The organism is Desulfovibrio intestinivivus, assembly GCF_053570665.1.
The window spans coordinates 2208626-2233334 of the sequence record NZ_JBRBQT010000001.1; the positions used below are offsets into that span (position 1 = coordinate 2208626).

24 protein-coding genes are annotated in these 24709 nt (G+C 58.7%); 13 read left to right on the forward strand and 11 right to left on the reverse strand.

Going from position 1 to position 24709, the window contains the following annotated elements; translation table 11 throughout:
• Positions 1-18: 18 nt before the first annotated feature.
• The 5 genes from pyrF to ACUZ9P_RS09565 form a co-directional block, all read right to left on the reverse strand.
• A complete protein-coding gene (gene pyrF, locus ACUZ9P_RS09545; protein ID WP_022658466.1) occupies positions 19-741 on the reverse strand; it encodes an orotidine-5'-phosphate decarboxylase in 723 nt (240 codons plus the stop codon).
• 172 nt (positions 742-913) lie between these two features.
• Positions 914-1522, reverse strand: coding sequence for a guanylate kinase (gmk, locus tag ACUZ9P_RS09550; RefSeq protein ID WP_449249522.1), 609 nt, complete (start codon positions 1520-1522; stop codon positions 914-916).
• Positions 1522-1776 (reverse strand): DUF370 domain-containing protein, encoded by a 255-nt coding sequence (locus tag ACUZ9P_RS09555; RefSeq protein WP_022658468.1) that lies wholly within the window; start codon positions 1774-1776, stop codon positions 1522-1524. The genes gmk and ACUZ9P_RS09555 overlap by 1 nt, the downstream gene beginning before the upstream one ends.
• A 2-nt stretch (positions 1777-1778) precedes the next feature.
• Positions 1779-2660, reverse strand: a complete 882-nt coding sequence (locus ACUZ9P_RS09560) for a YicC/YloC family endoribonuclease (RefSeq protein ID WP_022658469.1) — start codon at positions 2658-2660, stop codon at positions 1779-1781.
• A 114-nt stretch (positions 2661-2774) separates the two neighbouring features.
• Positions 2775-3035, reverse strand: coding sequence for an FmdB family zinc ribbon protein (locus ACUZ9P_RS09565; protein ID WP_022658470.1), 261 nt, complete (start codon positions 3033-3035; stop codon positions 2775-2777).
• 307 nt (positions 3036-3342) lie between these two features.
• Between ACUZ9P_RS09565 and ACUZ9P_RS09570 the strand changes: the two genes are divergently transcribed.
• Complete coding sequence (locus ACUZ9P_RS09570) at positions 3343-3924, forward strand: DJ-1/PfpI family protein (protein ID WP_192111406.1); 582 nt, start codon at positions 3343-3345, stop codon at positions 3922-3924.
• Positions 3925-4050: 126 nt separating this feature from the next.
• Here ACUZ9P_RS09570 and ACUZ9P_RS09575 read toward each other — a convergent pair whose 3' ends face one another.
• A complete protein-coding gene (locus ACUZ9P_RS09575; protein WP_449249523.1) occupies positions 4051-5556 on the reverse strand; it encodes a MiaB/RimO family radical SAM methylthiotransferase in 1506 nt (501 codons plus the stop codon).
• A 59-nt stretch (positions 5557-5615) separates the two neighbouring features.
• Here ACUZ9P_RS09575 and ACUZ9P_RS09580 point away from each other — a divergent pair, with 59 nt between their 5' ends.
• Positions 5616-6731, forward strand: a complete 1116-nt coding sequence (locus tag ACUZ9P_RS09580) for a M15 family metallopeptidase (RefSeq protein WP_449249524.1) — start codon at positions 5616-5618, stop codon at positions 6729-6731.
• 200 nt (positions 6732-6931) lie between these two features.
• Here ACUZ9P_RS09580 and pgl read toward each other — a convergent pair whose 3' ends face one another.
• From pgl to ACUZ9P_RS09605, 5 genes are all read right to left on the reverse strand, one after another.
• Positions 6932-7678: a 6-phosphogluconolactonase gene (pgl, locus tag ACUZ9P_RS09585; RefSeq protein ID WP_022658474.1), complete on the reverse strand. Its 747-nt coding sequence runs from the start codon at positions 7676-7678 to the stop codon at positions 6932-6934.
• Positions 7679-7796: 118 nt separating this feature from the next.
• Complete coding sequence (locus ACUZ9P_RS09590; protein ID WP_449249525.1) at positions 7797-8855, reverse strand: translation initiation factor IF-2; 1059 nt, start codon at positions 8853-8855, stop codon at positions 7797-7799.
• A complete protein-coding gene (locus ACUZ9P_RS09595; RefSeq protein WP_449249526.1) occupies positions 8852-9613 on the reverse strand; it encodes a class I SAM-dependent methyltransferase in 762 nt (253 codons plus the stop codon). Before ACUZ9P_RS09595 ends, ACUZ9P_RS09590 begins: the two co-directional genes overlap by 4 nt.
• Before the next feature lie 193 nt (positions 9614-9806).
• Positions 9807-10187: a RidA family protein gene (locus tag ACUZ9P_RS09600; protein WP_449249527.1), complete on the reverse strand. Its 381-nt coding sequence runs from the start codon at positions 10185-10187 to the stop codon at positions 9807-9809.
• A 198-nt stretch (positions 10188-10385) separates the two neighbouring features.
• Positions 10386-11324: a bile acid:sodium symporter family protein gene (locus tag ACUZ9P_RS09605; RefSeq protein ID WP_449249528.1), complete on the reverse strand. Its 939-nt coding sequence runs from the start codon at positions 11322-11324 to the stop codon at positions 10386-10388.
• A 199-nt stretch (positions 11325-11523) separates the two neighbouring features.
• Here ACUZ9P_RS09605 and ACUZ9P_RS09610 point away from each other — a divergent pair, with 199 nt between their 5' ends.
• The 11 genes from ACUZ9P_RS09610 (at position 11524) to ACUZ9P_RS09660 (ending at position 24602) form a co-directional block, all read left to right on the forward strand.
• Complete coding sequence (locus tag ACUZ9P_RS09610) at positions 11524-12972, forward strand: sigma-54 interaction domain-containing protein (protein WP_449249529.1); 1449 nt, start codon at positions 11524-11526, stop codon at positions 12970-12972.
• A gap of 365 nt (positions 12973-13337) precedes the next feature.
• Positions 13338-14318: a TAXI family TRAP transporter solute-binding subunit gene (locus tag ACUZ9P_RS09615; RefSeq protein WP_449249530.1), complete on the forward strand. Its 981-nt coding sequence runs from the start codon at positions 13338-13340 to the stop codon at positions 14316-14318.
• A complete protein-coding gene (locus ACUZ9P_RS09620; RefSeq protein ID WP_449249531.1) occupies positions 14318-16303 on the forward strand; it encodes a TRAP transporter permease in 1986 nt (661 codons plus the stop codon). The genes ACUZ9P_RS09615 and ACUZ9P_RS09620 overlap by 1 nt, the downstream gene beginning before the upstream one ends.
• A gap of 25 nt (positions 16304-16328) precedes the next feature.
• Positions 16329-17252, forward strand: coding sequence for a dihydrodipicolinate synthase family protein (locus ACUZ9P_RS09625; protein WP_240824707.1), 924 nt, complete (start codon positions 16329-16331; stop codon positions 17250-17252).
• Positions 17253-17301: 49 nt separating this feature from the next.
• Positions 17302-17694, forward strand: a complete 393-nt coding sequence (locus ACUZ9P_RS09630) for a PPC domain-containing DNA-binding protein (RefSeq protein ID WP_449249532.1) — start codon at positions 17302-17304, stop codon at positions 17692-17694.
• Between the two features lie 17 nt (positions 17695-17711).
• Positions 17712-17897, forward strand: coding sequence for a hypothetical protein (locus tag ACUZ9P_RS09635; RefSeq protein WP_449249533.1), 186 nt, complete (start codon positions 17712-17714; stop codon positions 17895-17897).
• Between the two features lie 126 nt (positions 17898-18023).
• Positions 18024-18938, forward strand: a complete 915-nt coding sequence (gene trxB / locus ACUZ9P_RS09640; protein WP_449249534.1) for a thioredoxin-disulfide reductase — start codon at positions 18024-18026, stop codon at positions 18936-18938.
• 91 nt (positions 18939-19029) lie between these two features.
• Positions 19030-19350 (forward strand): thioredoxin family protein, encoded by a 321-nt coding sequence (locus ACUZ9P_RS09645; RefSeq protein ID WP_449249535.1) that lies wholly within the window; start codon positions 19030-19032, stop codon positions 19348-19350.
• 116 nt (positions 19351-19466) lie between these two features.
• On the forward strand, positions 19467-20741 hold the full coding sequence (locus ACUZ9P_RS09650; RefSeq protein WP_449249536.1) for an L-cysteine desulfidase family protein: 1275 nt from the start codon (positions 19467-19469) through the stop codon (positions 20739-20741).
• Between the two features lie 502 nt (positions 20742-21243).
• Positions 21244-22926: an energy-dependent translational throttle protein EttA gene (gene ettA, locus ACUZ9P_RS09655; protein WP_449249537.1), complete on the forward strand. Its 1683-nt coding sequence runs from the start codon at positions 21244-21246 to the stop codon at positions 22924-22926.
• A 68-nt stretch (positions 22927-22994) separates the two neighbouring features.
• Complete coding sequence (locus ACUZ9P_RS09660; RefSeq protein ID WP_449249538.1) at positions 22995-24602, forward strand: DUF4139 domain-containing protein; 1608 nt, start codon at positions 22995-22997, stop codon at positions 24600-24602.
• Positions 24603-24709: the final 107 nt, after the last annotated feature.

Sequence of the window (24709 nt, forward strand, 5' to 3'; positions counted from 1 at the left end):
CTCATCCTCAATACTTCTTTATGTGTGCGCGGAGGCCATTTCCTCCGTAATCTGCCGGGCCATTGCCAGCGGGTCCGGCGCAGCCGTGATGGGCCTGCCCACAACCAGATAGTCAGCTCCTGCCGCAATGGCCAGAGCGGGCGTCATAACGCGGCGCTGGTCGCCAGCGGCGGAACCCGCAGGGCGGATCCCGGGGCAAAGGCAGCGCAGGCCGGGGCAACTGGCCTTGATGGCTGTAGCCTCATGCCCTGAGCAGACCACGCCGTCAAGCCCCCACGGCCCCGCCTGACGGGCCAGAGCCAGAGCAAAATCGGCGGGCGAGGCCTCGATGCCGGGCATTTCGCCGGGCGCAAAACTTGTAAGCACTGTCACGCCAAAGAGCAGGGGGCGCGGCCCGGAAACCCCGGCTGCCGCCTCAGCCGCTGCACGGCACATGCGTTCACCGCCCTGGCAGTGCAGGGTCAGCATGTTCACCCCAGCCGCCGCCGCAGCTTTGACAGCCTGCGCCACGGTGTTGGGGATATCGTAGAACTTCAGGTCAAGAAAAACGCTGAAGCCCATTGCGGACAGTTCTTCCAGCAGGCCGGGGCCTGCATGGGTGAACAGCTCCATGCCCACCTTGCACCAGGGAACCGTGCCGCGCAGTTTGCGCGCCAGCGCGAGTGCAATCTGTTTTTCGGGCAAATCCAGAGCTACCGCCAGTTGTGGCCGATGCTGCGGCCTGTGCTGCTGCGTGGGCATGTTGCTTCCTGTGCTGCTGCTCGCGGCCAGAAATCCGGCTGTACGAACAAAATATGCGGTTTCAGGTCTTTTGCCCCAACACGCATGCCGTGCTGCGGCGGGGGCGGATCATTCTTGCTGGCGGTCTGCGGAGCAGCCCACAGCAGAATCTGTCAGTACCGGTCAGCGCGCATCAGCGGTTGAGAATCTCATCCAGCAGGTGCGGATTGCGCGCAGGTGCAAGCCCCGCAGCCACATACACCGCCCGCAGGGTATCGTAGGCCTGATCCAGATTGTCGTTTACAATGACAGAATCATACCATCGGGCCTGAAGAATCTCTGACCTCGCGTTGACAAGGCGGCGCGCAATAGTTGGCTCGTCATCCAGCCCGCGCCCGCGCAAACGGTTTTCAAGCTCGTGCAGGCTGGGGGGCAGGATAAAGGCAAACGTGGCTTCCGAAAGGGAAAGCTTGAGCTGCGCCGCGCCCTGCACGTCAATGTCAAAAAGCACGTCCTGGCCCTGATGCAGCTTTTCCTTCACAGGAGCCAGCGGCGTACCATAAAAATTGCCGTGAACCTCGGCCCATTCTGCAAAATATCCCTGTGCACGCCGCCGCTCGAATTCCTCGTGGCTCAGAAAAATGTAGTCCTTGCCGTCCACTTCGCCCTGACGCGGTTGCCGCGTCGTGCACGAAACCGAGTAGCCAATATGCGGAAATTCCGCCAACAGGCGTTTGACCAGTGTGGTCTTGCCTGCGCCAGACGGTGCGCTCAGCACCAGTGCTATGCCTTCGCGGGGCATCAGTCCCCTTCCTCTTGCGCAAAGCGCTGACTGATTGTTTCCGGCTGGATGGAGGAAAGTATGACGTGGTTTGAATCCGTCACCAGAATGGAGCGCGTTTTGCGCCCCTGGGTGGCGTCAATGAGTCTTCCCTCAGCCCGCGCGTCTTCGCGAAGGCGTTTCATGGGCAAAGATGCAGGGCTGACAATGCCCACAACCCGGCCCGCCAGCACATAGTTGCCAAAACCAATATTGATAAGACGTTCGCGAGGCATGTTTATTCCAGATTCTGAACCTGCTCGCGGCATTTTTCCAGTTCGTTTTTAAAATCAACCACCATGCGCGAAAGCTGCACATCAGGCAGCTTGTTGCCGCATGTATTGATCTCGCGGAAGCACTCCTGCAAGGTAAAGTCGAGCCGCCGTCCGGCATCGCCGCCGGTTTGCAGCAGGTCGTGCAGGCGCGCCAGATGCGTGTTGAGGCGCGTGAGTTCTTCGCTCACATCCAGGCGGTCTGCCAGAATGACGGATTCCTGCAAAAAGCGGCCTTCTTCCAGCTCCTGCCCGTTCTGGGACAGGGCCTCGCTCAGGCGCTCACGCAGGGCATTGGCGCGTTCTTCCTTGATATTGGGAGCGCGGTCGGCAATAAGGCCTGTCCATTCTTCCATGCGCAGTATGCGGGAGTGCATGTCGGTGGCAAGGGAGCGGCCTTCGGCGGAGCGGGCCTCGTTCCAGTCTTCCAGCGCAAGGGCCAGGCCTTCTTCAAGGCAGCGGGCGGTGTCTTCGTCCAGCTCCTCGCCGCTGTCGCCCCAAAGGGAAGGGATCTGCAACAGCGCGTTGAAGTCGGGAACATAGGCCTCGCCGCGAGCATCAGCCAGTGCCTGCAAATTATCAAGCATGGCTGCTGCCTGCACCATGTCAAACCGCATGGCAGGGGTGTTGCCCGGCGCATACTGCAAGACCAGGCTCACATCCACGCGCCCGCGCGAGGCATAGCGCCGCACCACTTTTTCAAGGCGCGGTTCAAGGCTGCGTATAGAGAGAGGCAAACGCCACTTGAGGTCAAGATGGCGACTGTTGACGCTTTTAACCTCCCACTGCTGGGTGGTGTAGTCGTTTTCCACCAGGCAGCGGCCAAAGCCGGTCATGCTGCGGAGCATAGCTTCCTTCCTGCTAAAGATATGCGTCAGTGTAGAGCAAGGGGCTTGCGAATGCAACAAATGCCCTTGGCCCGGCGCTGCGGGTATGCATTTTTTATTTTTAAAATCAGCGTATTATGCCTGCGATCCGCCGGAATTTCCGCTGCAGCCGCCGCAGCCGCCGCCAGCCGCGCAGGAGGGGGGCATGCCTTTGCCCATGGGGCGCACCGGGCCGGGCTTGTAGGGGAAAGCCCCGGTTTTCAGCGGGCTGGGTACGCACATCTGCTTTTCTGTGGCGGGGGAGCTGCACTTGGGGCAGGCGGGAACTTCGTCGCCAAAAACGAGATCTTCAAATTTATTGCCGCAGGCCGTGCAGACAAAATCGTACATGGGCATGATTATTCTCCTGATTCGTTGCCGAAATGAAACCCTTGCGGCGGCATACCGCAACATGGGGGCGCCAGAATAATTACTGTTGAAAATGTTCTGAAGCTTGCGCAGGCCGCTGCGGTCAGAAATCGACCAGCCTCCCAGGCGCGCAATTGTGCGGGCCGGGTGGCGTCAGGGGCTTGCCCACATGCTTTGTGTGCATATATAAGTATATATACGGTCAAGGCAAGGGCGGTGTTTTGCCGCCCGGCCGCCGCGCAACAACCGGTCTTGGCGACCGCGTTAACGGGCCGCTCCCCGTTTGGAGGATCATATGAAAAAAATTCTGGTGCTGGCTGGCGACTATGTTGAGGATTATGAAATCATGGTGCCTTTCCAGATGTTGCAGATGCTGGGCTATGAAGTGCATGCCGTCTGCCCCGGGAAAAAGGCCGGAGAAAGTGTGCGTACGGCCATCCATGACTTTGAGGGCGACCAGACCTATTCTGAAAAACGCGGACACAACTTCGGTATCAACTACGATTTCGACAAGGTAAACACCGCTGACTACGCAGGTCTTGTTATTCCCGGTGGCCGCGCCCCGGAATATCTGCGTCTGAACCCCCGCATTCTGGAAATCGTGCGCGAATTCAACGACGCCAAAAAGCCCATTGCCGCCGTGTGCCACGGCCCGCAGATTCTTGTGACGGCTGGGGTGCTGAAAAACCGCAGTTGCACTGCCTACCCGGCGGTCAAACCCGATGTGGTGGACGCCGGGGCCACCTGGTGCGATTTTAACGAAACACTCACCAGCGCCACTGTGGACGGCAACCTTGTTTCTGCCCCCGCGTGGCCTGCCCATCCCGCCCTGATCGCCGAATTTGTTAAGCTGCTGGGCGCGAAGATCAGCATCTAGCCTGCTTGCGGGGGGCCTGTAAGGGGTTCACCGAAAGAGCAGCACAGGTTTATACAGATAAAAGAAAAGGAGAGCCATGCTCTCCTTTTCTTTTATGAAGTGCACAGCGACACAGCGGCACTGCATTTATTTTTGCTCTATCAGCTCCACCACAAGACCTTTTTCGGTAAGGGCCACGGGCCGTGCGGGCAACAGCCCCGTATCAGCGCCGGGTCTTTTGACTTGTGCGGGCAGGCGTATGGAGCAGGCGGCGTAGTATTCGTTAACGCCTTTCACTGAGTTCTTCTTGTTCTTGCCCGCAGATTCCGGCGTGGGTGCCGCTGGTGCGCCAGTGGATTCCTCTGCGGGTGCCGCATCCGTTGGGGAGTCCGCAAATGCCTGCGGATTGTCCGCAGCCACCAGCATGCGGGGCAGTTTGAGCTGCTCTGCCAGAAATGCCTGATGCTTGCGGGCCACGGCTTCGCGCAGGCGAGCCGCGCGTTCAAGCTTGACGCTGTGGGGAATCTGCCCGTCAAAGCGGTCTGCCGCCGTGCCCGGCCGTCGCGAATAGGGGAACACGTGGGCGTAGCTCATGGGCAGGCGGTCGATCAGCTCCAGCAACTGGCGCATGTCGTCTTCCGTTTCGCCGGGAAAGCCTGCGATAATATCCGCGCCCAGGCCCATGATGGGCCAGTGCGAGGCCAGCGCGCTCACGGCATGCTCCAGCATGGCCGGGGTGTAGTGCCCGCGCCCCATGCGTTTGAGCACCGCCTGACTGCCGTGCTGCAAAGAAATATGCAGGTGGGGGCAGAGCATGCGGCAGGCAAGCAGGGCGTCCAGCCCCTGCTGATCGAGCTGGCCGGGTTCCAGCGAACTGATGCGCAGCCTGGCCTGCCCGGCAAATTCCGGCGCAAGGGCAGCGTCAAGCGTGCGCAGCAGATTCCAGAAGTCGCCCGTATCCGTGCCGCGTCCATACTGGCCCAGATTGATACCTGAGACCATGATTTCCGCATGGCCTGCCTGCAACAGGCGGCGCGCCTCGGAAACGATTTCATCCACCGGGCGGCTGCGCGGTTTGCCGCGCGTAGAGGGAACAATGCAATAGGTGCAGCGGTGGGCGCAGCCATCCTGCACTTTCAGTACCGGGCGGGCGCGCTTGAAGGCGGAAATCTGAAACGGCGGAAAGGCCTGCGGACTTGTCTGTGCAGCGGTCTGCGCAGGGCTTGCTACGGCAACTGTGGCCGCAGGTGCGGTAGCCTCCAGCATCCCTGCGGATTGGATGACTCCCTCGCCGTCAATGTCGGCCCAGGGGCCATGCAGCAGACGGCTTTTTTCTTCCTGCGGCACAAGCAGATCAGGGACGGCCCAAATGGCGCCGGGGCGCGGTTTGTAATCGGCAAACAGACGCGCCGCGCAACCGGTGAGAATCAGGCGCGAGGACGGAGCCTCCCTGCGCAGGCGGAACACGGCATTGCGCGCGTCCCTTTCGCCCTTGGAGGTGATGGCGCAACTGTTGACGCACACCACATCCGCCTCGGCAGGGGCGCTGCATTCCACGCCGCCCTGGACAAGCCAGGCTTCGCGCAGTGATTGGGTTTCGTACTGATTGACCTTGCAGCCGAACGTGACCAGATAAAATTTCCAGGCAGACATGGCGCAGATGTACGCAAAAGCGCTTGCCTTGACAAGCCAGGGGCGGCTAGGGTGCCTTCATGCCAATATTGCTGCTTTTTATTTTTTTGTGCTGTGCCCATGTCGTACATGCCGAGACGGCTACGTCATCCAGTGCGCCCTCCAACGCGCCCGCAACTGCGTCTGCCAATGCAGCCCCTGCAAGCGGAGCCACCGGGGCGGCAGCTGCCAACGGCCTGATTGACGCCGCAGATCTGCCCGCAGGGCTTGATGATGCCGCGCAGGTGGATTTTTATTGTCTGCGGCGGGCCTATCCGCAGATTACAGGCATGACGACGGACGCGCAGGGCCAGTGGCTGGTATTTAACGATGGCCGCCGCGTGCTGTATGACGCTGCGCCGGGTGCGGCCCCCTTGGCTGGTTCGCAGGAATCCGAGTGGGTGGTGAGTGTGCGGGCGAGCATGGCCGAGCCCTATCCACTGGAGCCGCAGCGGCCCGATACTCCACAGGGCGTTTCGCCGGGGCGGCGGCGCTCTTATGATCTGCTGCAAGCCCTCTACGGATCTACGCCCAAGGCTGTTGGGGGGCATCTGGTCCAGGCCCGCCTGCTGGGGCAGCATCTGCATCTTTCATCCGCAGCGGCGCAAGCCATGAACAGGGCAAACGCCAATCTTGCCCCGCAAGCCGCTCAGGAACCTCGTCTGAAAACCCTGCTGAAAATGGACGGCGGGTTCGCCTGGCGGCGTATTGCGGGCGAGAACCGCCTGAGCCCTCACGCGTTTGGCATTGCCTTTGACATCAGCCCCGGCATTGCCACCTATTGGCGCTGGAGCAAACTGCGCCCGCACCCCTTGCAGCAAAGCTATCCCTCCGCCATTGTGGCAGCCTTTGAAAACGAGGGCTTTATCTGGGGCGGTAAATGGCACGAATATGATCTGATGCACTTTGAATACAGGCCGGAAGTCATCTGCAAGGCCCGCGTGTGGCAGGGGCTGGAGCCTTTGCCCAAACAGGATATCCAGCAGGAATCCGTACAGGAGGCAGCCCCGGATATCGCGCGGAAGCCCGCGCACAAGACAGTACGGAAGCCCGTGCAGAAGCCGGAAAAGGCCGAAACGCCGCCTTCAGAGCAGCAATCCGCCAGCCCTGCTGTGGAGGCAAAGCCTGCTGGCGACGATGCTGCCATCGCTCCGTAAAACAGGCAGAAAGAAAATTTTTCCGCTCATACAGCTTGCAGGCTGATAATAAAAAGCTCCTTGAAAAAGGAGCTTTTGCGTTTTTAGTATTGCCGCATTTTATGGAAGGCGCAGGAGCCTGCATCTGCTTGCCGGGGGGATCAAATCAAAACCACCCGATGGCGGGTGGCTTTGATTGAGATATCCGTGAATGGGGTGGCTTACACGCCTCGGGCGGCGGCTTCGTCCACAACCCAGATCAGTTCGCCAAATCCGGGGCGCACCTTTTGTGCGGGCAGGGTGGGTTCGGCCAGCAGGTTGAGCGCGCGCGAAAGCACATCGTGCTTTTCCTTGCCGGTCACGAGGAACATGCAGCAGCGGGCGTTGTTGATGACGGGCAGGGTGAGCGTGAGGCGGTCGGCCTTGCGTTCGGGCACGTACTGGTCAATGACAAGGCGCTTGCGTTCGGCAAGGGCGGGCGAATTGGGGAAAATGGAACCCGTGTGGCCGTCTTCGCCCATGCCCAGCAGCATAAAGTCAAAGCGGGGCAGTTCCTGCGGGCCGAGATTGAATTCGGCGCGGATCTGCTGCTCGTATTTGACGGCGGCTTCAACGGGATCTTCCTCGCCGCGCATGCGGAAAAAGTGCATGGCAGGAACCATGCTCAGCAGTTCGCGGCGCGCAAGCCCGTAGTTGCTGTCAGGATGATCAGGGCCAACGCAGCGTTCATCCACCCAGTAAAAGGTCATTTTGTCCCAGGGAAGACGGTCGGCCCAGTCTTTGCCCGCCAGCAGGCGGAAAAGTGGCGTGGGGGTCTGCCCGCCGGAGAGCGCGATTCTGAAAACACCCCTGTCGGCGATGGCTTCTTCGCAGGCTGCCGCCAGAATGTGGGCGGCGCGTTCGGCCATAGCGGCAGGATCTTTATGGATATGCACCGTAAGGTGTATGGAACGGCTGAGGCCCGACATTTTGCGGCTCCTTGAGTTTATGTAGGCTGGCACGGGCATTGTGCGGCCCGCCAACCGCAACACTATGACACATTCACCTGCGCGAGAAAAGGGCATAGTGGACAGGTGACTGTGAAAACTACTGAAATTCTTCCAGCAGATCAGGCGCTATGGCAAAGTGCAGCATCTCTCCATTGGCGAGGCCCAGAGTTTTCCACGAAGCTTCGCAGGTGAGTTTGCGTGCTGCCACAATGGATTTGCCAAGCGGGCTTGTGCCGTCAACTTCAATTGTCCATCTGCGTTCAAACGTATCACCCGGGAATGTGGGCTGCACGGCATTAAGAAAACGCTGCATCAGCTCCTTGCCGTCCGGCGCAAAAATTTTGACCGAAAGATCCACGTTGTTGACGGGGATAGTGCTGATATTCTTACTTTGCACGTCCACCACAACAAGAAGCGTCTTTCCGTCTGAAATCAAACCTGCGCTGGCTGTGCAGGCTTTGAGAGGAAGTGTCTCTTCCATGCGTTTTTTTATCTTGGCATTTTTGTCAAGAAGCAGTTGCCGTTGCGCGACCATGCGCTCCATCTGGAACTCGCGGTACTGGCGAACCAGCTCCTCGGCATTGACCATGTCGTCCAGCTTCCAGCCTTCTGGGGTTTTGTCCATGCGCAGCAGCACTGAAAACTGTTTGTTCAGCACGGGGTGGCGAATCTGCGCGGCTATCAGCGCTGTATTCTCCGTGGGGTTCTGCAAGGTCATGGTTGTAAAAAACTGGGTAAAAAAGTTTGGCGGCAAAACATACAGGGGGCTTCTAAGGCGCACCAGTTCGTCAGTTTCTTCCTTGACGGGTTCTTCCTTGACGCGTGCCTGCTTGAGCAGACCAACCTGAATCATGTCGCTCAGATCACGCAACTGGTTTGGCCCTTTTTTTAAAAAAGGGTAATGCTCTGCAATGGCTTTGGCCAGGGGCAGGGAAATGGCGTCAAAGTTTATGCGTTGCGCCAGTTCTGTGGGTTTGGCCGGGTGCAGGGCGTCCTTTATCTGCGCAAAGGCAAATTCGGCAGTCTGCCTGTACTGGTAGTACCGCCAGCCGCTGAATCCGCCCACCGCCGCCAGAATCACAAGCAGCACTGCGGCCAGCGCCAGCAAGTGTTGGCGTATGAATGCCACAAAGGGCGCAATAAAGGGCAGGTTCATGGCGCTTTCCTCTCTGTGTCGGCAGCCTTGGCCTGAGATTTGTGGCCGCATTCCAGAACAGGCTCTGCGCGGCGCATGCGCCTGCGTCCGAGCCGTAAAGGCAGCGGCGTGACCGGGCGGGATTTTGCCATGTCGATACGGATAATGCCCCATGCTCCCATGGGCAGCCAGGGCAAGACCCTGTTGCAGCCGGAAAGGGCGCACGATGCATTCCATGTGCCCTGCGGCCCGGCAAGCACGCTTGCCCCGCTGATGCGGCCAGCCGAAATGCTCCTGAGCGTCCGCCATATCTGCCACCAGCAGAATGTCGGGCCGGGCCATGCGGTTTTGCGGCCGCCAAGCAGGTGGAGCATAAAGGGAAGCGAAGCCGAGTTCCAGAATGTGAGGGCAAGGCCTGCGGAGGCCACGCGCAGAGATTCGGCTATGGCCTTGCGCGTGCTTTCGGCGCTGGGTGAAACAAGGTGCAGTACAACCCAGTCAAATTCGTCATCATCAAAGGGCAGGTGATCGTCAGCGGCGGCCAGCACCTCGGCGCGGTCAGCCATACGGCTTGCCTCGGCCCGCAACTCGGGATTGTGCTCCGTGGCGGTCATGTCAAAGCCGTATTCCCACAGCAGGGGCAACAGTTCGCCGCGTCCGCAGTTCACTTCAAGCAGGGTGCGGCCACGGCGAGGCCAGGGGGCAAGGCAGTGCTGCACAAGCTGCTTCTGCATATGCAGGGCATACTGCCCTGTGATATCCGACTGTCGGTCATCCATACCGCGCCTCGCATTTGCCGTTAATCCTCTGCATATTCCACTATTTTACAGCATCTGTAAATCGGCAAAGCGCCCTGATGCGGTGGTGTTGCCGCGTCGCCAGGGCACAAACAAACCGCAACGCGGCTGCTTGCAAACAAGAGCCGCGTTGCGGTTGAAGACCGGGCCGTGCCGACCGTATTGGCGTTAAAAATTACAGCGCGGCAATGGCCTCAATTTCAACCTGCGCGCCAAGCGGCAGCTTGCTGACCTCAACGCAGGAACGCGCGGGGCAGGGGGCCGTGAAATATTTTTTGTACACTTCGTTAACAACCGCAAAGTTGCCCATATCGGTGATGAACACGGTGGTTTTGACCACATTGGCGGCGGTCAGACCCTGTGATTCCAGCAATGCCATAACGTTTTTGCAAGCCTGTTCCGCCTGAGCGCTCACATCACCTTCCACCAGCTTGCCGATGGCGGGGTCAATGGGAATCTGGCCGGAAAAGAAGAACATGTTGCCGGTCTTGATGCCCTGGCTGTAAGGGCCGACTGCCCCGGGGGCCTTGCTCGTGCTGATGACTTCCTTGCTCATGGCGCTTCCTTCTTCAAGATTGCTGATAAGGGTTGAAGGTACTAGGCCGTCGGCCTGCTGCAAGGATAGCCAATGGCATAACCTGCCAGCGGCGGGCGGCTGCGGACAGCTTGGCACAGCCCCGCGCCGGAGTCAAAGCCCGGCGGTTCGTGTGAGGGGCGTTCTGGCTTGGTGAGGCGGTTCTGCTTCGGGATTCGGTTACGGGTTCGGTTTCAGTTTTTTGCCGTGAAAATAGTTTGAAACCAGCGCGCCAGAAATATTCTGCCATACGCTGAACAGTGCGCCAGCAATGGCTGAAACCGGAGAAAAATGCGCCAGCGCGAGGGCCGTAGCCAGGCCGGAGTTTTGTGTGCCGACCTCAAAGCAGAGGGCGCGGCAGCGGGGCTCATCAAATTTCCAGATGCGGCCCACGGCATAGCCAAAGGCCAAACCCAGCAGGTTGTGGCACACGACTACCAGAAATATGTCGGCGCTGGCCTCAAGGATGCTCCGGGCATTGATGGCCATGATGCCAGCCACCACCAGAGTGATGGTAAGCGCCGAGGCCGGGGGCAAAAAGGGGATGGCCCGCTCGGTAAGCCTGCCGCAGTAACGGTGCGCCGTAATGCCCAGAATAACCGGGATCACCACGATCTTGAGAATGGAAACGAACAGGCCTCCCATGTCTACAGGAACCCACACGCCGCCAAGCAACCATGTGAGCACCGGCATGAGCGCCAGTGCAACAACGGTTGTCAGCGAGGTGAGCGCCACGGAATACGGCACGTCACCTCTGGCAATAAAGGTCAGCACATTGGAGGCGGTGCCGCCGGGGGCCGTGCCCACAAGGATGACCCCCATTGCCAGATCAGGCGACAGGGCGAACAGATGGCACAACGCAAAGGCCAGCAGCGGCATGCAGCCGAACTGGGCAAGCAGGCCCAGCAGCAGGGCGCGCGGCTGGGAAAACACCATGCTGAAATCCTTGAGCCTCAGGGTCATGCCCATGCCAAACATGATGCATCCCAGAAGCGGCGTAACATGCGGGGCCACCCAGCGGAACAGCTCCGGCTTCCACAAAGCCAAAGCCGAGCATGCCAGAATAAGCGCTCCCATGTAACGGGTAAGTGCATTGCCAGCGCGTTGTAAGATACTCAACCTTTGTCTCCTGTTGCGCGGTTTTCTGCCGCAATGGTGTGAGGCGCATACTGGCAGAGAGAGTACCCGGTTGCAAGCAAGGGCACTTGCACTTGGCTTGGGCAAAAGGTATCGCTCAGGTACTTTCAGGTGCTGATTCGTCGTGGCGCGCCATGCGTTCTGCATCTTCCGGACAGTTTCATACCCAAGAGCAGCAAGAATGGCAGAACTTTCCAGCCTTATGCAAATTCAGCCTTTTGTGCAGGCCTATGTGCTTGCGGTTGCTTCCATTCTGGACGCGCCCGTTACCGTGGTTGACTGCAATCTGGTGCGCGTGGGCGGCACGGCGGAATATGAGTCGCTTATCAGCCGGAAGATCGCGCACAGTGCTTTTTTCGACAAAGTATTCAAGACCGGCAAGCCAGCCTTTGTCAAAAACGTTCAGAAGGATCAGGCATGCAGCGTGTGCGCCAACCGCGAGAACTGCAATGAACTCGCCGACATGGCCTACCCCATCTTTTTGAACAACAAGGTGGCTGGCGTTATTGGCATTGTTGCGTTTAACGAGGACGAGCGTGGGCGGCTGCTGGGGAATCAGGAAAAGCTTCAGGAATTCCTCAAATATATGAGCATGCTGATTGAAAGCAAACTTGTCACGCAGCAGCATTCGCGCATTCTTGAGCACCAGCTTGATGCGGTCGTAAGCGGTGAACGCAAACAGCTGGAAGAAACCCCCCTGCTGGGCAACAGCGCTGCCATTCGCGATATTCTGGCCCTGGTGCAGAAGATCGCCGCATCGGATTCCACCGTGCTTATCAGCGGGGAAAGCGGCACCGGCAAGGAGGTGCTGGCCCGCACAATCCACAGTATGAGCGGGCGCGGCAAGCGCCTGATGACGGCTGTAAACTGCGGGGCCATCCCTGAAAATCTGGTTGAGAGCGAACTGTTTGGCTACGAAGAGGGCGCATTTACTGGCGCCAGAAAAGGCGGAAGCATGGGCAAGTTTGAACTGTCCCATGAAAGTACCCTGTTTCTGGACGAAGTGGGCGAGATGCCCTTGCCCGTGCAGGCCAAACTGCTGCGCGTGCTTCAGGATAAATGCGTGCAGCGGGTGGGCGGTTCTGCGTCCATCCCGGTGAATGTGCGCATTGTGTGCGCCAGCAACCGCAATTTACAGGAAATGGTCGCCCAGGGGACCTTTCGCAACGATCTGTACTATCGTCTGAATGTCATCCCCATCCATATACCGCCCTTGCGTCAGCGGCGTGAGGATATTCCCGTTTTTATCGAGAGTTTTCTTGCCCGCTACCGGCGTGAGCTGCGCCGCGACATACGCGGGCTTGACCCAGTGGCTTTTGACGCATTCATGGGCCATGACTGGCCGGGGAATGTACGTGAATTGCGCAATATCATTGAGTATCTTGTTAACGTTGTTGAAGGCCCACTGATACGGGCCAATGATTTGCCGCAGCATTTTTTTGCCAGGCGGTCAGGAACATCGTCTGCAACAACGCTCAAGGAAATGCTCGCAACGCACGAAAAACAGCTTTTGGAGCGCCTGATCGGCGTAGCTGCCAGCACTGAGCAGAAAAAACTTCTGGCGCAGCGTCTGGGCATCAGCAGCGCCACATTGTACCGTAAACTGCAGGAATATAATCTGCTGCATTAGTTCCGCGAAATAATACAACAGCCAGCCTCGTCTTTTCAGACCGTTTCTATACGGCTGCGGCAAGTGCTTTCTCGAATTTGAGAAATCTATTCTCATATTTGAGAACACAATAATGCCTTGAAATGCTGACTAATTTAACTATATTTGTTCTAAGTGTTTTCAATTTTGCATCGGGGCAGCTCTCTGCCCCGATGTAGGTGAGGGCATTACATGCTAGAGCCGCAAGGTCTGGGAGTGGGTATATGATTTTGGTATAAAATTTGATAGGGTGCTAACGGTTATGCCCCCCCCCAGAGAATTGCCGAGACCAGCGACGCTGCCGTGCCTGACTAAGGGCCGGAATAAACCGTATACAGGAGTATGCTATGAAAAAGGGTTTGATTTCGCTGTTGGTTGCCGTAGTCATGCTGGCGGCTGGGCTGGCCCAGATGCCCCAGGCGGCGGAGCTGAAAACGTTTACCATTACCTCCGGCCCGCTTGGTGGCGATTTTTACGCCCTTGGCGGTGTTATCGGCGAGGCTGCACGCGGGGTCATGCCCGGCACTACCGTGAGCGTCAACACTGGCGGCTCGGTGGAAAATCTGCTGAAGATTGATGCGGGCAAGGCTGATCTTGGCACAAGCATGATCAAGCTCTATCAGGAAAGCCTCAAGGCCGAAGGCGTGTTTGCCAACCGCAAGCCCGTGCAGAATGTAAAAATCATGATGTATGTGGCGCCCATGCCCATGAGCTTTTTCCTTGTGCGTGAGGATTCCTCCTACACCTCCATTGCGGATATTGCCCGCACCAAGCCCAAAATCCGTCTGCTGACCTCCAAAAAAGGTTCCTCCCCTGCTGTTGCCTCTGAGAACATGCTCAAGCAGTACGGTTTTACGTTTGAAGACATCAAGGAATGGGGCGGCTCTGTGAGCTACGTTTCCTATGCGGAAGCCTCCTCCCTTATTCAGGACGGCCACGCGGACGCCTATGTAGGCCCCATCGTTTCGTCCATCAACGAGCTGATCACCACCGTCAAGATGAAGCTGCTGCCCATTGATCAGGCGGTTCTCGACAAGCTGAGCAGCGATGGCTACATGACCTACACCATCAAGGCCGGGCAGTATTACTTTATCACAAAGGATACGCCGCACATGGCCGAAACCGTGGTTTTGCCCGTAGGTGCGAACCTGCCGGACGATGCCGTGTACGCCCTGACCAAGGTGCTTTGTGAAAAGCCCGAGATGATCCGCAATGTGCACCAGACCTATTCGGTCTTTGACCCCAGCAAAAGCGCTGATCATATTGCCGTGCAATACATTCACCCCGGCGCCCTGCGTTATTACAAGGAAAAGGGCTGGGTGAAGTAATGACTTCTTCCGAGCAAAAGGACGCCACAGGCGCGTCAACCAAGGTCAATCTGGCCCGCAGCGCTGTGGAAAAAGAACTTGCTGGCGAAGCCAGCAATGACTTTGGCGAAGTTGCAGGCCTGCAGGGTTTTGCCAGGCTTGTGCAATACTTCATATTCTTTGGCTGCCTGCTGTTTGCGGGCTACCATTGCGTCACCACCATTTTTGGAATGCCGGTGGCCTATGTGCATCGGCCCATCCACGTTATGTTTGCAGCATCACTGGCCTTTCTGGTGTACCCATCCAGCAAGAAGCGCGGGCCTGCGCCCCTTGATCTCGTGCTGGCGCTGGTGGCTCTGGCGGCTTTTGCGCTGCCAGCCATTCAGGCTGACCAGATTGCGGAACGTCTGGTCATGGTTGACGACCTGACCCTTGGCCAGACCATCAGCGGCATCACTGCCCTGGTGCTGGTTCTGGTGCTTATTCAGCGCGTTGTGGGCATGTCGTTGCTGGTGGTCTGCCTGCTGTTCCTGGCCTATGCGTTGTGGGGGAACCATATCCCCGGCATGCTCGCGCACAAGGGGTTTTCGTGGAACGAAGTGGTGGATTATCTGGGGTTCGGGCTTGAGGGCCTGTATTCTTCAGCCATTGGTGTTTCGGCGACCTATATTGCCGCCTTCATTGTTTTTGGCACCTTTCTTGAGCGCTGCGGCGCGGGCGATGTGCTCATGGATCTTGGCCGCGCGCTGACGGGGCACTATCGCGGCGGCCCTGCAAAAATTGCTGTTATTACAAGCGCCTTTTTTGGCACCATTTCTGGTTCGGCAGCTGCCAATGTTTACGCAACGGGCGCGTTCACCATCCCCATGATGAAGAAGGCCGGGTACAAACCTGTGTTTGCCGGCGCTGTGGAGGCTGCGGCCTCCACTGGCGGGCAGATCATGCCCCCGGTCATGGGCGCAGCCGCATTCCTGATGGCGGATACGCTGGGCATACCCTATCTTGAGGTGTGCAAGGCGGCGGTGATCCCGGCTTTTCTGTATTTTTTCTCCATCCTCATGATGGTGGACTTTGAGGCTGCCAAGCTGGGCCTTTTGGGGGTTCCCAAGGAGGAACTGCCCCGCATGAAAGATGTTGTCAAAAGACTCTATCTTCTTCTGCCCATTGTGGTGCTGCTTGTGATCATGATGATCGGCTACACGCCCTTCAGGGCGGCGATGGCAGCCGCTGCATCTGCCGTGCTGGTTTCGTGGGGCGATAAAAAGTTTGCCATCGGGCCGCGCCGTTTTGTTGAGATACTTTCCACCGCTGGTCGTCGCATGATCCTGATTGCGGTTGCCTGCCTTGGCGCGGGTATTGTTATCGGCGTTGTGTCGCTTACAGGCGTGGGGCTTAACCTCGCCTCGGTGGTTATTTCCATATCCGGCGGCAGCACCATAGTCGCACTGATTCTGATCATGCTTGCCTCGCTCCTTATGGGCATGGGCACGCCCACCACCGTGGCCTATGTGCTTGTGGCGACTCTGGGGGTTCCCGCCCTGCGCGAACTTGGTTTCAGCGTGCTTTCCTCGCATTTCTTCGTATTTTATTTCGGGGTGATCTCAATGGTTACTCCTCCGGTGGCCGTTGCCGCTTACGCTGGCGCGGAAGTGGCGGGCGCCTCCATGATGCGCACGGGCCTGATCGCCTCACGTTTGTGCAGCGTGGCCTTTATTGTGCCGTTCTTCTTCATGTATGACCCGGCTCTGCTCATGCAGGGCGAGTGGCCGAACATCCTCCAGGTTTTTGTTACCGCCACCATTGGCACCATTGCCCTGGCTGGCGGCATGGAACGCTGGTTTTTCCGCCCCATACCGCTGCCGGTGGCCCTGCTGTTGATTGTGGGCGCGTGTCTGCTGATTATCCCCGGTACCATTACAGACATGATTGGCCTTGGCATTGTGTTTGTTACCGGCGCATATTGTAAAATGAGCAGCAAGGCCGTGCAGGCCCGTGCTGTTGCCTGAGGCAGAGCATTAAAGGAGATTGAAGATGGGAAAGTTGATTTATCCTGAAGGTTCCTGGGTAGCGATTGTTACCCCATTTACAGAAAACAACACCATTGACCTTGGTGTAATGCATGATCTTGTGGATTTTCACGCCGCCAACGGCACCAGCACCTTGCTGGTGCTGGGTTCCACCGGTGAACCCACGACCCTGACCATTGAAGAAAAAAAGACCGTCATCAAGGACATGGCCAGCTACTGCAAGGGCAAGATCCATGCGTTTTTTGGCGTGACCCACGGCGACACCGAAAAAACCATCGAGCTTGCGCGCTACGCGCAGGAGCAGGACGCGGACGGCATCGTTGTTGTGGTGCCGCCCTATCTGTGCCCGGATCAGGCATCCGTGCTGGAATACCTCATTGATGTCTGCCTTTCTGTTGATATCAGCGTGGGCCTGTACAACAACCCCGCCAGAGTCGTGGCCAACGTCAATGCGGAAACAGTTATCACCCTGTTCAATTCCGTGCCCAACCTGGTGGCCGACAAGGAAGCCATGCCCAACGTCGGCCAGATTGCCACCATTCAGGAAGGCACCCATGGCGAGCTGCCCATCCTATGCTGCGATTCGCCCGCCTATGCCCTGACCCTGCCCGTGTTGGCCTTTGGCGGCGCGGGAACAGCCAACGTGACGGGCAATATTCACCCCCGCGCCATGGCTGAAATGTCCCGCCCCTGGAAGAACTTTGAAGACGTGCAGCGCACCCGCAGGATTTACAACGAGCTGCTGCCCATCATGGAGGCCTGCTACGCAGCCACCAACCCTGTGGCGGTGAAGACCTTTGTGCGCCTGCTGGGCTTCCCTGTCGGCCACTGCAAGCGCCCCATGCGCGATGTAAGCCCCGAAATTCAGGAAGGCATGAAGTGGCTGATTGAAGAATTTGAGCTCAAAAAAATTTACAACCTCAAGTGATGCCTGGTAGTTGCGGTTTATAACTATCGTGGCAAACATCGAGGATTTCATGCAAGTAACCGAACTGACCCAGCCGAAATGGTACAAATTGCGCCTTGGCCCAGGCTCTGACCTGTTTCAGGGACTGCGGGATTTTTTTGAGCAGCAGAAGCTTGAACGGGCCTTTATTCTTTCAAGCATTGGCTCCCTTGAAAAAATTATCTGCAACTACCCGGTAACCTGCACAACCATGCCGCCGCCGGTGAAATCCAAAACCATTGAAAAGTTTCTGGAAGTCAACGGCATCACGGGCGAAATGTGGCGCGAGAACAATGAGGTGCGCGTTCACCTGCACGGCTCTGTAACCCACGAGGGCGAAACGCTTTTTGGGGGCGGCATGGCCGATGGCGCCAAGGTGCTGGTTCAGGTTGAGATGGTGGTCATGGGACTGCTGGAACAATAAATTTCTGGAGAAAGATCATGCCTTTTCTTACCTTTACCTGCGAACACTGCAACAAGGTATCCCACCGTTTTCTGCGCCCCTCGCAGGTGCGCGGCACGGTTCTTTGCCCCTATTGCAAAAAGCCCATCACTTCGGGCGGCAAATCTGCATCCGGTTCGCCAGCGCCCGCCAGCGGCCAGCAGGTAACCTGCGCCAAACTGTAGGCGCATACACTCTTCATTCAATCTGGGCGCACCCCTTCCGGCGCAATGGATTTGCCGGATATCCGCTGCGGGAAACCGCAGCGGCAGGGGGAGCGCGCCCTGAAAAAACAAAATTTGGCGGATACCATGCAGGAGCATGAACTTGTCATTATAGGTGCTGGCCCTGCCGGAGCCAGCGCAGGCATATATGCCCGCAGGGCGGGCCTCAACGTGCTGCTGCTGGAAAGCGGTAATGGCGGCAGCCAGATATGCAATACGCTTGATGTGGAAAACTGGCCCGGTCTGCCCAATGTGAGCGGGCCGGAACTGGACAAATCCTTTCGCGAGCATGCCGGGCATCTGGGCTGCACCTTTGCCAGGGGCGATGTGCTCGGGCTGGAAGCGCAGGGCGACCGCCAGATTATCCACACCACCAAGGGCGACTATGCGGCGCAAGCCGTCATCATCGCCAGCGGCGCTACCCATCGGCGGCTTGGCTGCCCCGGTGAAGACACGCTGACCGGGGCAGGAGTGAGCTACTGCGCTGTTTGCGATGCGCCCTTTTATGAAGGCGAGGCCGTGGCCGTTGTGGGCGGCGGCAATACAGCCGTGGAAGAAGCCCTCTATCTGACACGCTTTGCCAGCAAGGTGTATATTGTTCACCGGCGGGATGCCTTCAGGGCGGACAGCGTACTGGCAGGCCGCGCCCTCGCCAATGACAGGATCATCCCTGTCTGGAACAGCGCAGTGGCAAGCATCAACGGCAGCGAGATGGTCGCGGGCATGACCGTGCGCAATACGTCCAGCGGTGAATGCACCGAGCTTGAAGTGGCGGGCGTGTTTGTATGCGTGGGCATTGAACCCAATACGGCATTTCTTGATGAGCGATTTCAGCGCGCGGATGGCGGCTGGCTGGCTACGGATGCCCACCTGCGCACATCTGTTCCGGGTGTTTTTGCAGCGGGCGATGTCCGCGACACCCCTTTGCGCCAGATTGTCACGGCGGCGGCAGACGGTGCGTTGGCTGCCATTTCCGCCTATCACTGGCTGCAATCCCGCTAGCGAATTTCCAGCCTTGCGGCCCGCGTGGCCTTGGGCTGTGCAGTAAAAATAATCACCGTCTGCGGTACGGCAGATCGGCAAGGAGATTCCCATGCTTGCAATAGACAGAGACAGTTTTGAACAGGAAGTGCTGCAAAGCAGCGAGCCGGTAGTTGTGGAGTTTTGGGGAGAGCAGTGCTCTGTTTGCGTGGCCATGATGCCGGAAGTGGAAGAACTGGCAAAAAGTTTTGAGGGCCGGGTCAAGTTCTGCAAGATACCCATTGCCGGAAGTCGCAGGCTCTGCATTGAACTCAAAATCATGACCGTGCCTGTGTTCCTGTTCTACAAAAAAGGCGAACTGGTAGACCGCATCGCCAATCAGGATCTGAGCGTGGAAAACATCCGGGCCAAGGCGGAATCCCTGCTGAAATAGCCTTAAAGGGCGGCGCAACGGTACTGGCTGAGTTTTCTCCCTGACCGCAGGCAGACCAAGGACAATACAAACTGACATGGGGCATAGTTGCGTTCGCTTACTGGGCGCATATGACCATGATGGATACTATGGATACCTACGCAAAATATCTCGAAATCCTGCGCGAAGAGCTGATCCCGGCCCAGGGCTGCACCGAACCCATTGCCATTGCCTTTGCCGGAGCGCTGGCGACAAAGGTTCTCGGAACTTTTCCCGACCGCCTGACAGTGGCTTGCAGCGGGAACATGATCAAGAACGCCAAGAGCGTTGTTGTGCCCAATTCCGGCGGGCAAAAGGGTATTGCCGTTGCTGCCGCGCTCGGCGCGGTGGGGGGCAACCCCGACTTGCAGTTGCAGGTGCTCACCCCGGTCACCCCGGCGGATGCGGAGCGCGCCCGTCAGCTTGTGGCGGCGGGATTCTGCACTGTGGAGCTGCTCAAGAGCATTGTTAACCTGCACATTCAGGTGACGGCGGCGGCGGGCGAAAGCAGCGCCGTGGTGGAAATTGCCGAAGAACACACCAACGTGGTGCGCATTGAAAAGAACGGCAAGATTCTTGAGGGCGGGGAATACAAGCCTGATGTGCAGAGTCATGAAGAAAGCCGTGCTTTCATGAGTATCGCCGGAATTCTTGATTTTGCCGAGAACTGCAATATCGACGATGTGCGCGATATTCTGGACAAGCAGATTCTGTGCAACAGCAATATTGCCGTTGAAGGCCTGAGCCACCATTACTCCATGGGTGTTGGCCGCTCCCTGCTTGATTCGCGCGGCAGCGATGTGCGCACCCGGGCCACGGCGGTGGCAGCCGCTGGCTCCGATGCCCGCATGGGCGGCAGCGATCTGCCGGTCATCATCAATTCCGGCAGCGGCAATCAGGGCATTACGGTTTCGCTGCCGGTCATTGAATACGCCCGCGAACTTGGCTTGCCGGACGAAAAGCTTTACCGGGCGCTGCTCATCAGCAATCTTGTGGCCATACACAACAAGTCGGGCATTGGCAGGCTTTCGGCCTACTGCGGGGCGGTCAGTGCAGCCTGCGGCAGCGGGGCGGCCATTACCTGGATGCACGGCGGCAGCTATCAGCAGATCGCCGACACCATCATCAATACGCTGGTCAATGTGTCGGGCATTGTGTGCGATGGTGCCAAAAGCTCGTGCGCTGCCAAAATATCCTCGGCAGTGGATGCCGCCATCACCGCGCACGATCTCTCCATGCAGGGCAAGGTTTTTCCTGCGGGCGAGGGCATTGTGAAAGGCGATGTGGAAGAAACCATCCGCAGTGTCTCCCGTCTGGCCCGCGAGGGTATGCGCGAAACGGATATTGAAGTGCTGCATATCATGATTGATTAGGCGGCGGGCCTGGGCTTGGTCCTGCGCCTGGTACTCATATCTACAGCCATGCTGTGTTTACCTGCGCCATTTTGCCGCGCCTGCCGGGTTTGAGCCTGACAGGCGCGCTTGCTTTTGTGGTGGGGGGCCGCAGATCGCAGTTCTGCACAGGGAGCGTCTTTGCTGGAGCGCAAGGCCACTTGAAAAAGAATCCGCTAACGGATAGGCTCATATATTACACGAGCGCCCAGTGCATTGGCGAGTCTGGCGGGCCTGAGGGCCTCTCTGTTTGACCAAAGGCTTCCTCTGCACGCCGTGCGCGGCAACCCGCATATGTCTGCGGCCTGCCAGCACAGGGCACCCGTTTTATCCGCCTGACGGAGCTGCCGTTTTGGCGGCGCAAACCCTTGGCCTGCATGGCCGGGTTTGTCATCAATCCAGCGCGCCCATTTGGCGCGCGCTTCGCCCCGCGTTATCTCAAACGCCGCAGGGCCGGAAGCGTCACCAAATTTTGAGGAGCATCATGAGTAACGAACCGGACAAGATTATTTATTCCATGATCCGCGTCACCAAGCGCCATGGCCAGAAGGAAGTGCTGAAAGACATTTCTCTTTCGTACTTTTACGGGGCCAAAATCGGCGTGCTTGGTCTGAACGGCGCGGGTAAATCCAGCCTGTTGCGCATTCTGGCGGGCGTGGATCAGGCCTTTGACGGCAAGACCGTGCTGGCCCCGGGCTACACCATCGGCTATCTGGAACAGGAGCCGCTCAAGGGTGAAACCCGCACCGTGCGCGAAGTGGTTGAAGACGGCGTGAGCGACCTCACCGCCATTGCCCGCGAATTTGAAGAAATCAACGCCAAGTTCGCCGAGCCCATGGAAGCGGACGAGATGGACGCCCTTATCGCCCGCCAGGCCGAAGTGCAGGAACTCATGGACGCCAAGAACGTCTGGGATCTGGATTCGCGCCTTGAAATGGCCATGGACGCCCTGCGCTGCCCCCCCGGCGACATGCCCGTTGCCCAGATTTCGGGTGGTGAGCGCCGCCGCGTGGCCCTGTGCCGCCTGTTGCTGGAATCGCCCGACATTCTGCTGCTTGACGAACCCACCAACCACCTTGACGCCGAATCGGTGGCATGGCTGGAACGCTTCCTTTCCACCTTCCCCGGTACTGTCATTGCCGTTACCCATGACCGCTACTTCCTCGACAATGTGGCGGGCTGGATTCTGGAACTGGACCGTGGCCGGGGCATTCCGTGGAAGGGCAACTATTCTTCCTGGCTGGAGCAAAAGCAGAAACGCCTCGCCAACGAAGAAAGAACCGAAGCCGACCGTCAGAAGACCCTGCAACGCGAACTGGAATGGGTGCGTATGTCGGCCAAGGGCCGCCACGCCAAGGGCAAGGCACGTCTTAACGCCTACGAGGCCATGCTCTCGCACGAGAGTGAAAAGCGCGCGCCCGATCTGGAAATCTACATTCCGCCGGGGCAGCGCCTTGGCAAGGTTGTCTTTGAGCTTGAAGGCGTCAGCAAGGGCATGGGCGAAAGGGAACTGATGGAAAACGTCAACGCCATCATCCCCCCCGGCGCTATTGTGGGCATTATCGGCCCCAACGGCGCGGGCAAGACCACCCTGTTCAAGATGCTTGTGGGGCAGGAAAAGCCCGACACCGGCACGCTCAAGGTGGGCGAAACCGTGCAGTTTGCCTATGTGGATCAGGGCCGTGAATCGCTCACGCCCGGCAAGACGGTGTATGAGGTCATCAGCGACGGCGCTGAAGTCATCAAGCTGGGCGGGCGCGAAGTCAACGCACGCGCCTACTGCACGCGCTTCAACTTCCACGGCGCTGACCAGCAGAAGAAGGTGGACGTGCTTTCGGGCGGTGAACGCAACCGTGTACACCTGGCCTGCATGCTCAAGTCCGGCGCAAACGTGCTGCTGCTTGACGAACCCACCAACGATATTGACGTAAACACCATGCGCGCCCTTGAAGACGCACTGGACAACTTTGCCGGTTGCGTGCTGGTCATCAGCCATGACCGCTGGTTCCTCGACCGCGTAGCCACGCACATCATGGCCTTTGAAGGCGATTCCAGCGTGGTGTTTTATGAAGGCAACTATACGGACTACGAAGAAGACCGTAAAAAGCGGCTCGGCAAGGATGCCGACACGCCGCACCGCATCAAGTACCGCAAACTGACGCGTTAGCCGCCCGCCGCCGCGCTGCATCTTGCGGCGCGGCGGCTTTGTATGCGGCGGTTTTCGCCGGAGGGCCAATGTCGTACACCGTCCTTTCTCCCCTGCGTTTTTTTCTTTCCGATCTTGGCATTTGCCGCAAATCTGCCAGCTGGCAGCATGCGCTGCCTGCTCTGGCGCTGTGTTTATTGAGCAGTTTGTTCCCGTTGAGCACGCAGGCCGCAGCCTTGCCCAACACGCCAGCAGCGCCGCAGGCCGCGCGCCTCACGCCTTCCGGCGGGTTGCTTGAGGTGGAGCAGCAGGCACCTGTGGTTTCCGCCGATGGCGCAAGTCAGGTGCGCGTGGTGCTGCCCGCCGGGGCCGAGAATTTTCAGGTCTCCATACCGGGCCATACCATCGTACGCTGGGCATTTTTGCCCCAAACACTCGATCAGGGCGGCAATCTTGCCAAACTGCGCGAAGAGTGCCAGCACGCGTTGATGACCCTTGCGGGCAAGCTTGAGGCCGTAAAGGCCCAGCTGGCATTGTGGGAAGGCGCGCCCGCCGAGGGCAGCTTTCAGGATATGACCCAGCGCGAAAAGCGCATGGCCGAGGTAGTGCCAGCCCTCAGCTACGAAAAAGCTGATCTGGAGCGCCGTCTGGCCCTGCTGAAGCAGGAGTTGCAGCAGTTGCCGCCAAGCCCCGAGCTTGGGCAGACCGTGCTGATCGCCCTGCAAAAGCAGGTATCCGCAGCAACGCTGCCGGTGCGTTACAGTTATACGCTGCGCAATTGCGGCTGGCGGCCCGCCTATGTTTTTGACGTGCAGCCCGACAAGGGCAAGGGCGATGCCGTGGGCGTGCGCTTTATGGCCGAGGTGTGGCAGTTTTCCGGCATGGACTGGACAGATACGCGCCTGACGCTTGTTTCCCGTGGGCAAGGCCCGCGTGAACCCATGCCCCTGCCGCACTGGGTGATTGATTCACAGCCTCAGCCCGTGGCCCAACCCCTTGCCAAGGCGGCCCCGCGCATGCTGATGGCAGCCGATGCCGCCATGCCCGAAGCTGCCCCCGCTCCTGTTGCGCCAGTGGAAGCCGATACCAGCGGTATGTACGCCGCCTGGACGCCTGGAGAAAAGGGCTTGCCCGAAGGCCGCTCGCGCCTGCTGGTGCTGGCGGACGAATGGAAGGCTCCTTTGCAGTGGCTGGCGCGTCCCTCCGTGGGCGACAGCCGCGTGTGGCTCATGGCGCGTCACACCCTGCCCGAGGGGCAGGCCTGGCCTGACGGGCAGGCCGAATTCAGCGTGGACGGGCAGAGCGTGGGCATGGGGCAGTTCCGCCCCAAGGGCAACGAGGTTACGCTCTACTTTGGCGCGGATCCGCGCGTGCAGGTCAATGCCGTTGCCGATCTGCGCCAGCGTGGCGAAAAGGGCTTTATCGGCAAGAGCCGTACCTGGACATGGGGCTGGACGTATACCGTGCGCAATACCCGCGACAGGGGCGTGACGGTGCGCCTTGAGCGGCCCATGCCCATGCTGGTGGATCAGGGAGTTACCGTGACCTACCGCGACAAGCCGCAGGCCCAGCAGGATGCCAAGGAACATCTGCTGTTCTGGAATGTGGATGCGCCAGCGGGCGGCAAGGCCGAGGTCAAGCATGAGCTGACCATCACCTCGCCTGTGGAGATTGAGTTGAATCCCGATGCGCCCTAGTTTTCGGAGGCGGTAAGGTGCGTTACGGGGGCGGATTCCTTCCCCGCAAGCCCGAGTTCGTCGAACCATTATCCTGAGATATATCTGCTGATACAATGAAAGCCCGC

What these genes read in the sequence shown, in the direction of transcription:
- pyrF (WP_022658466.1), bottom strand. Translation starts at nt 741, where the DNA reads ATGCCCACGCAGCAGCACAGGCCGCAGCATCGGCCACAACTGGCGGTA.
- gmk (WP_449249522.1), bottom strand. Translation starts at nt 1,522, where the DNA reads ATGCCCCGCGAAGGCATAGCACTGGTGCTGAGCGCACCGTCTGGCGCA.
- ACUZ9P_RS09555 (WP_022658468.1), bottom strand. Translation starts at nt 1,776, where the DNA reads ATGCCTCGCGAACGTCTTATCAATATTGGTTTTGGCAACTATGTGCTG.
- ACUZ9P_RS09560 (WP_022658469.1), bottom strand. Translation starts at nt 2,660, where the DNA reads ATGCTCCGCAGCATGACCGGCTTTGGCCGCTGCCTGGTGGAAAACGAC.
- ACUZ9P_RS09565 (WP_022658470.1), bottom strand. Translation starts at nt 3,035, where the DNA reads ATGCCCATGTACGATTTTGTCTGCACGGCCTGCGGCAATAAATTTGAA.
- ACUZ9P_RS09570 (WP_192111406.1), top strand. Translation starts at nt 3,343, where the DNA reads ATGAAAAAAATTCTGGTGCTGGCTGGCGACTATGTTGAGGATTATGAA.
- ACUZ9P_RS09575 (WP_449249523.1), bottom strand. Translation starts at nt 5,556, where the DNA reads ATGTCTGCCTGGAAATTTTATCTGGTCACGTTCGGCTGCAAGGTCAAT.
- ACUZ9P_RS09580 (WP_449249524.1), top strand. Translation starts at nt 5,616, where the DNA reads ATGCCAATATTGCTGCTTTTTATTTTTTTGTGCTGTGCCCATGTCGTA.
- pgl (WP_022658474.1), bottom strand. Translation starts at nt 7,678, where the DNA reads ATGTCGGGCCTCAGCCGTTCCATACACCTTACGGTGCATATCCATAAA.
- ACUZ9P_RS09590 (WP_449249525.1), bottom strand. Translation starts at nt 8,855, where the DNA reads ATGAACCTGCCCTTTATTGCGCCCTTTGTGGCATTCATACGCCAACAC.
- ACUZ9P_RS09595 (WP_449249526.1), bottom strand. Translation starts at nt 9,613, where the DNA reads ATGGATGACCGACAGTCGGATATCACAGGGCAGTATGCCCTGCATATG.
- ACUZ9P_RS09600 (WP_449249527.1), bottom strand. Translation starts at nt 10,187, where the DNA reads ATGAGCAAGGAAGTCATCAGCACGAGCAAGGCCCCCGGGGCAGTCGGC.
- ACUZ9P_RS09610 (WP_449249529.1), top strand. Translation starts at nt 11,524, where the DNA reads ATGGCAGAACTTTCCAGCCTTATGCAAATTCAGCCTTTTGTGCAGGCC.
- ACUZ9P_RS09615 (WP_449249530.1), top strand. Translation starts at nt 13,338, where the DNA reads ATGAAAAAGGGTTTGATTTCGCTGTTGGTTGCCGTAGTCATGCTGGCG.
- ACUZ9P_RS09620 (WP_449249531.1), top strand. Translation starts at nt 14,318, where the DNA reads ATGACTTCTTCCGAGCAAAAGGACGCCACAGGCGCGTCAACCAAGGTC.
- ACUZ9P_RS09625 (WP_240824707.1), top strand. Translation starts at nt 16,329, where the DNA reads ATGGGAAAGTTGATTTATCCTGAAGGTTCCTGGGTAGCGATTGTTACC.
- ACUZ9P_RS09630 (WP_449249532.1), top strand. Translation starts at nt 17,302, where the DNA reads ATGCAAGTAACCGAACTGACCCAGCCGAAATGGTACAAATTGCGCCTT.
- ACUZ9P_RS09635 (WP_449249533.1), top strand. Translation starts at nt 17,712, where the DNA reads ATGCCTTTTCTTACCTTTACCTGCGAACACTGCAACAAGGTATCCCAC.
- trxB (WP_449249534.1), top strand. Translation starts at nt 18,024, where the DNA reads ATGCAGGAGCATGAACTTGTCATTATAGGTGCTGGCCCTGCCGGAGCC.
- ACUZ9P_RS09645 (WP_449249535.1), top strand. Translation starts at nt 19,030, where the DNA reads ATGCTTGCAATAGACAGAGACAGTTTTGAACAGGAAGTGCTGCAAAGC.
- ACUZ9P_RS09650 (WP_449249536.1), top strand. Translation starts at nt 19,467, where the DNA reads ATGATGGATACTATGGATACCTACGCAAAATATCTCGAAATCCTGCGC.
- ettA (WP_449249537.1), top strand. Translation starts at nt 21,244, where the DNA reads ATGAGTAACGAACCGGACAAGATTATTTATTCCATGATCCGCGTCACC.
- ACUZ9P_RS09660 (WP_449249538.1), top strand. Translation starts at nt 22,995, where the DNA reads ATGTCGTACACCGTCCTTTCTCCCCTGCGTTTTTTTCTTTCCGATCTT.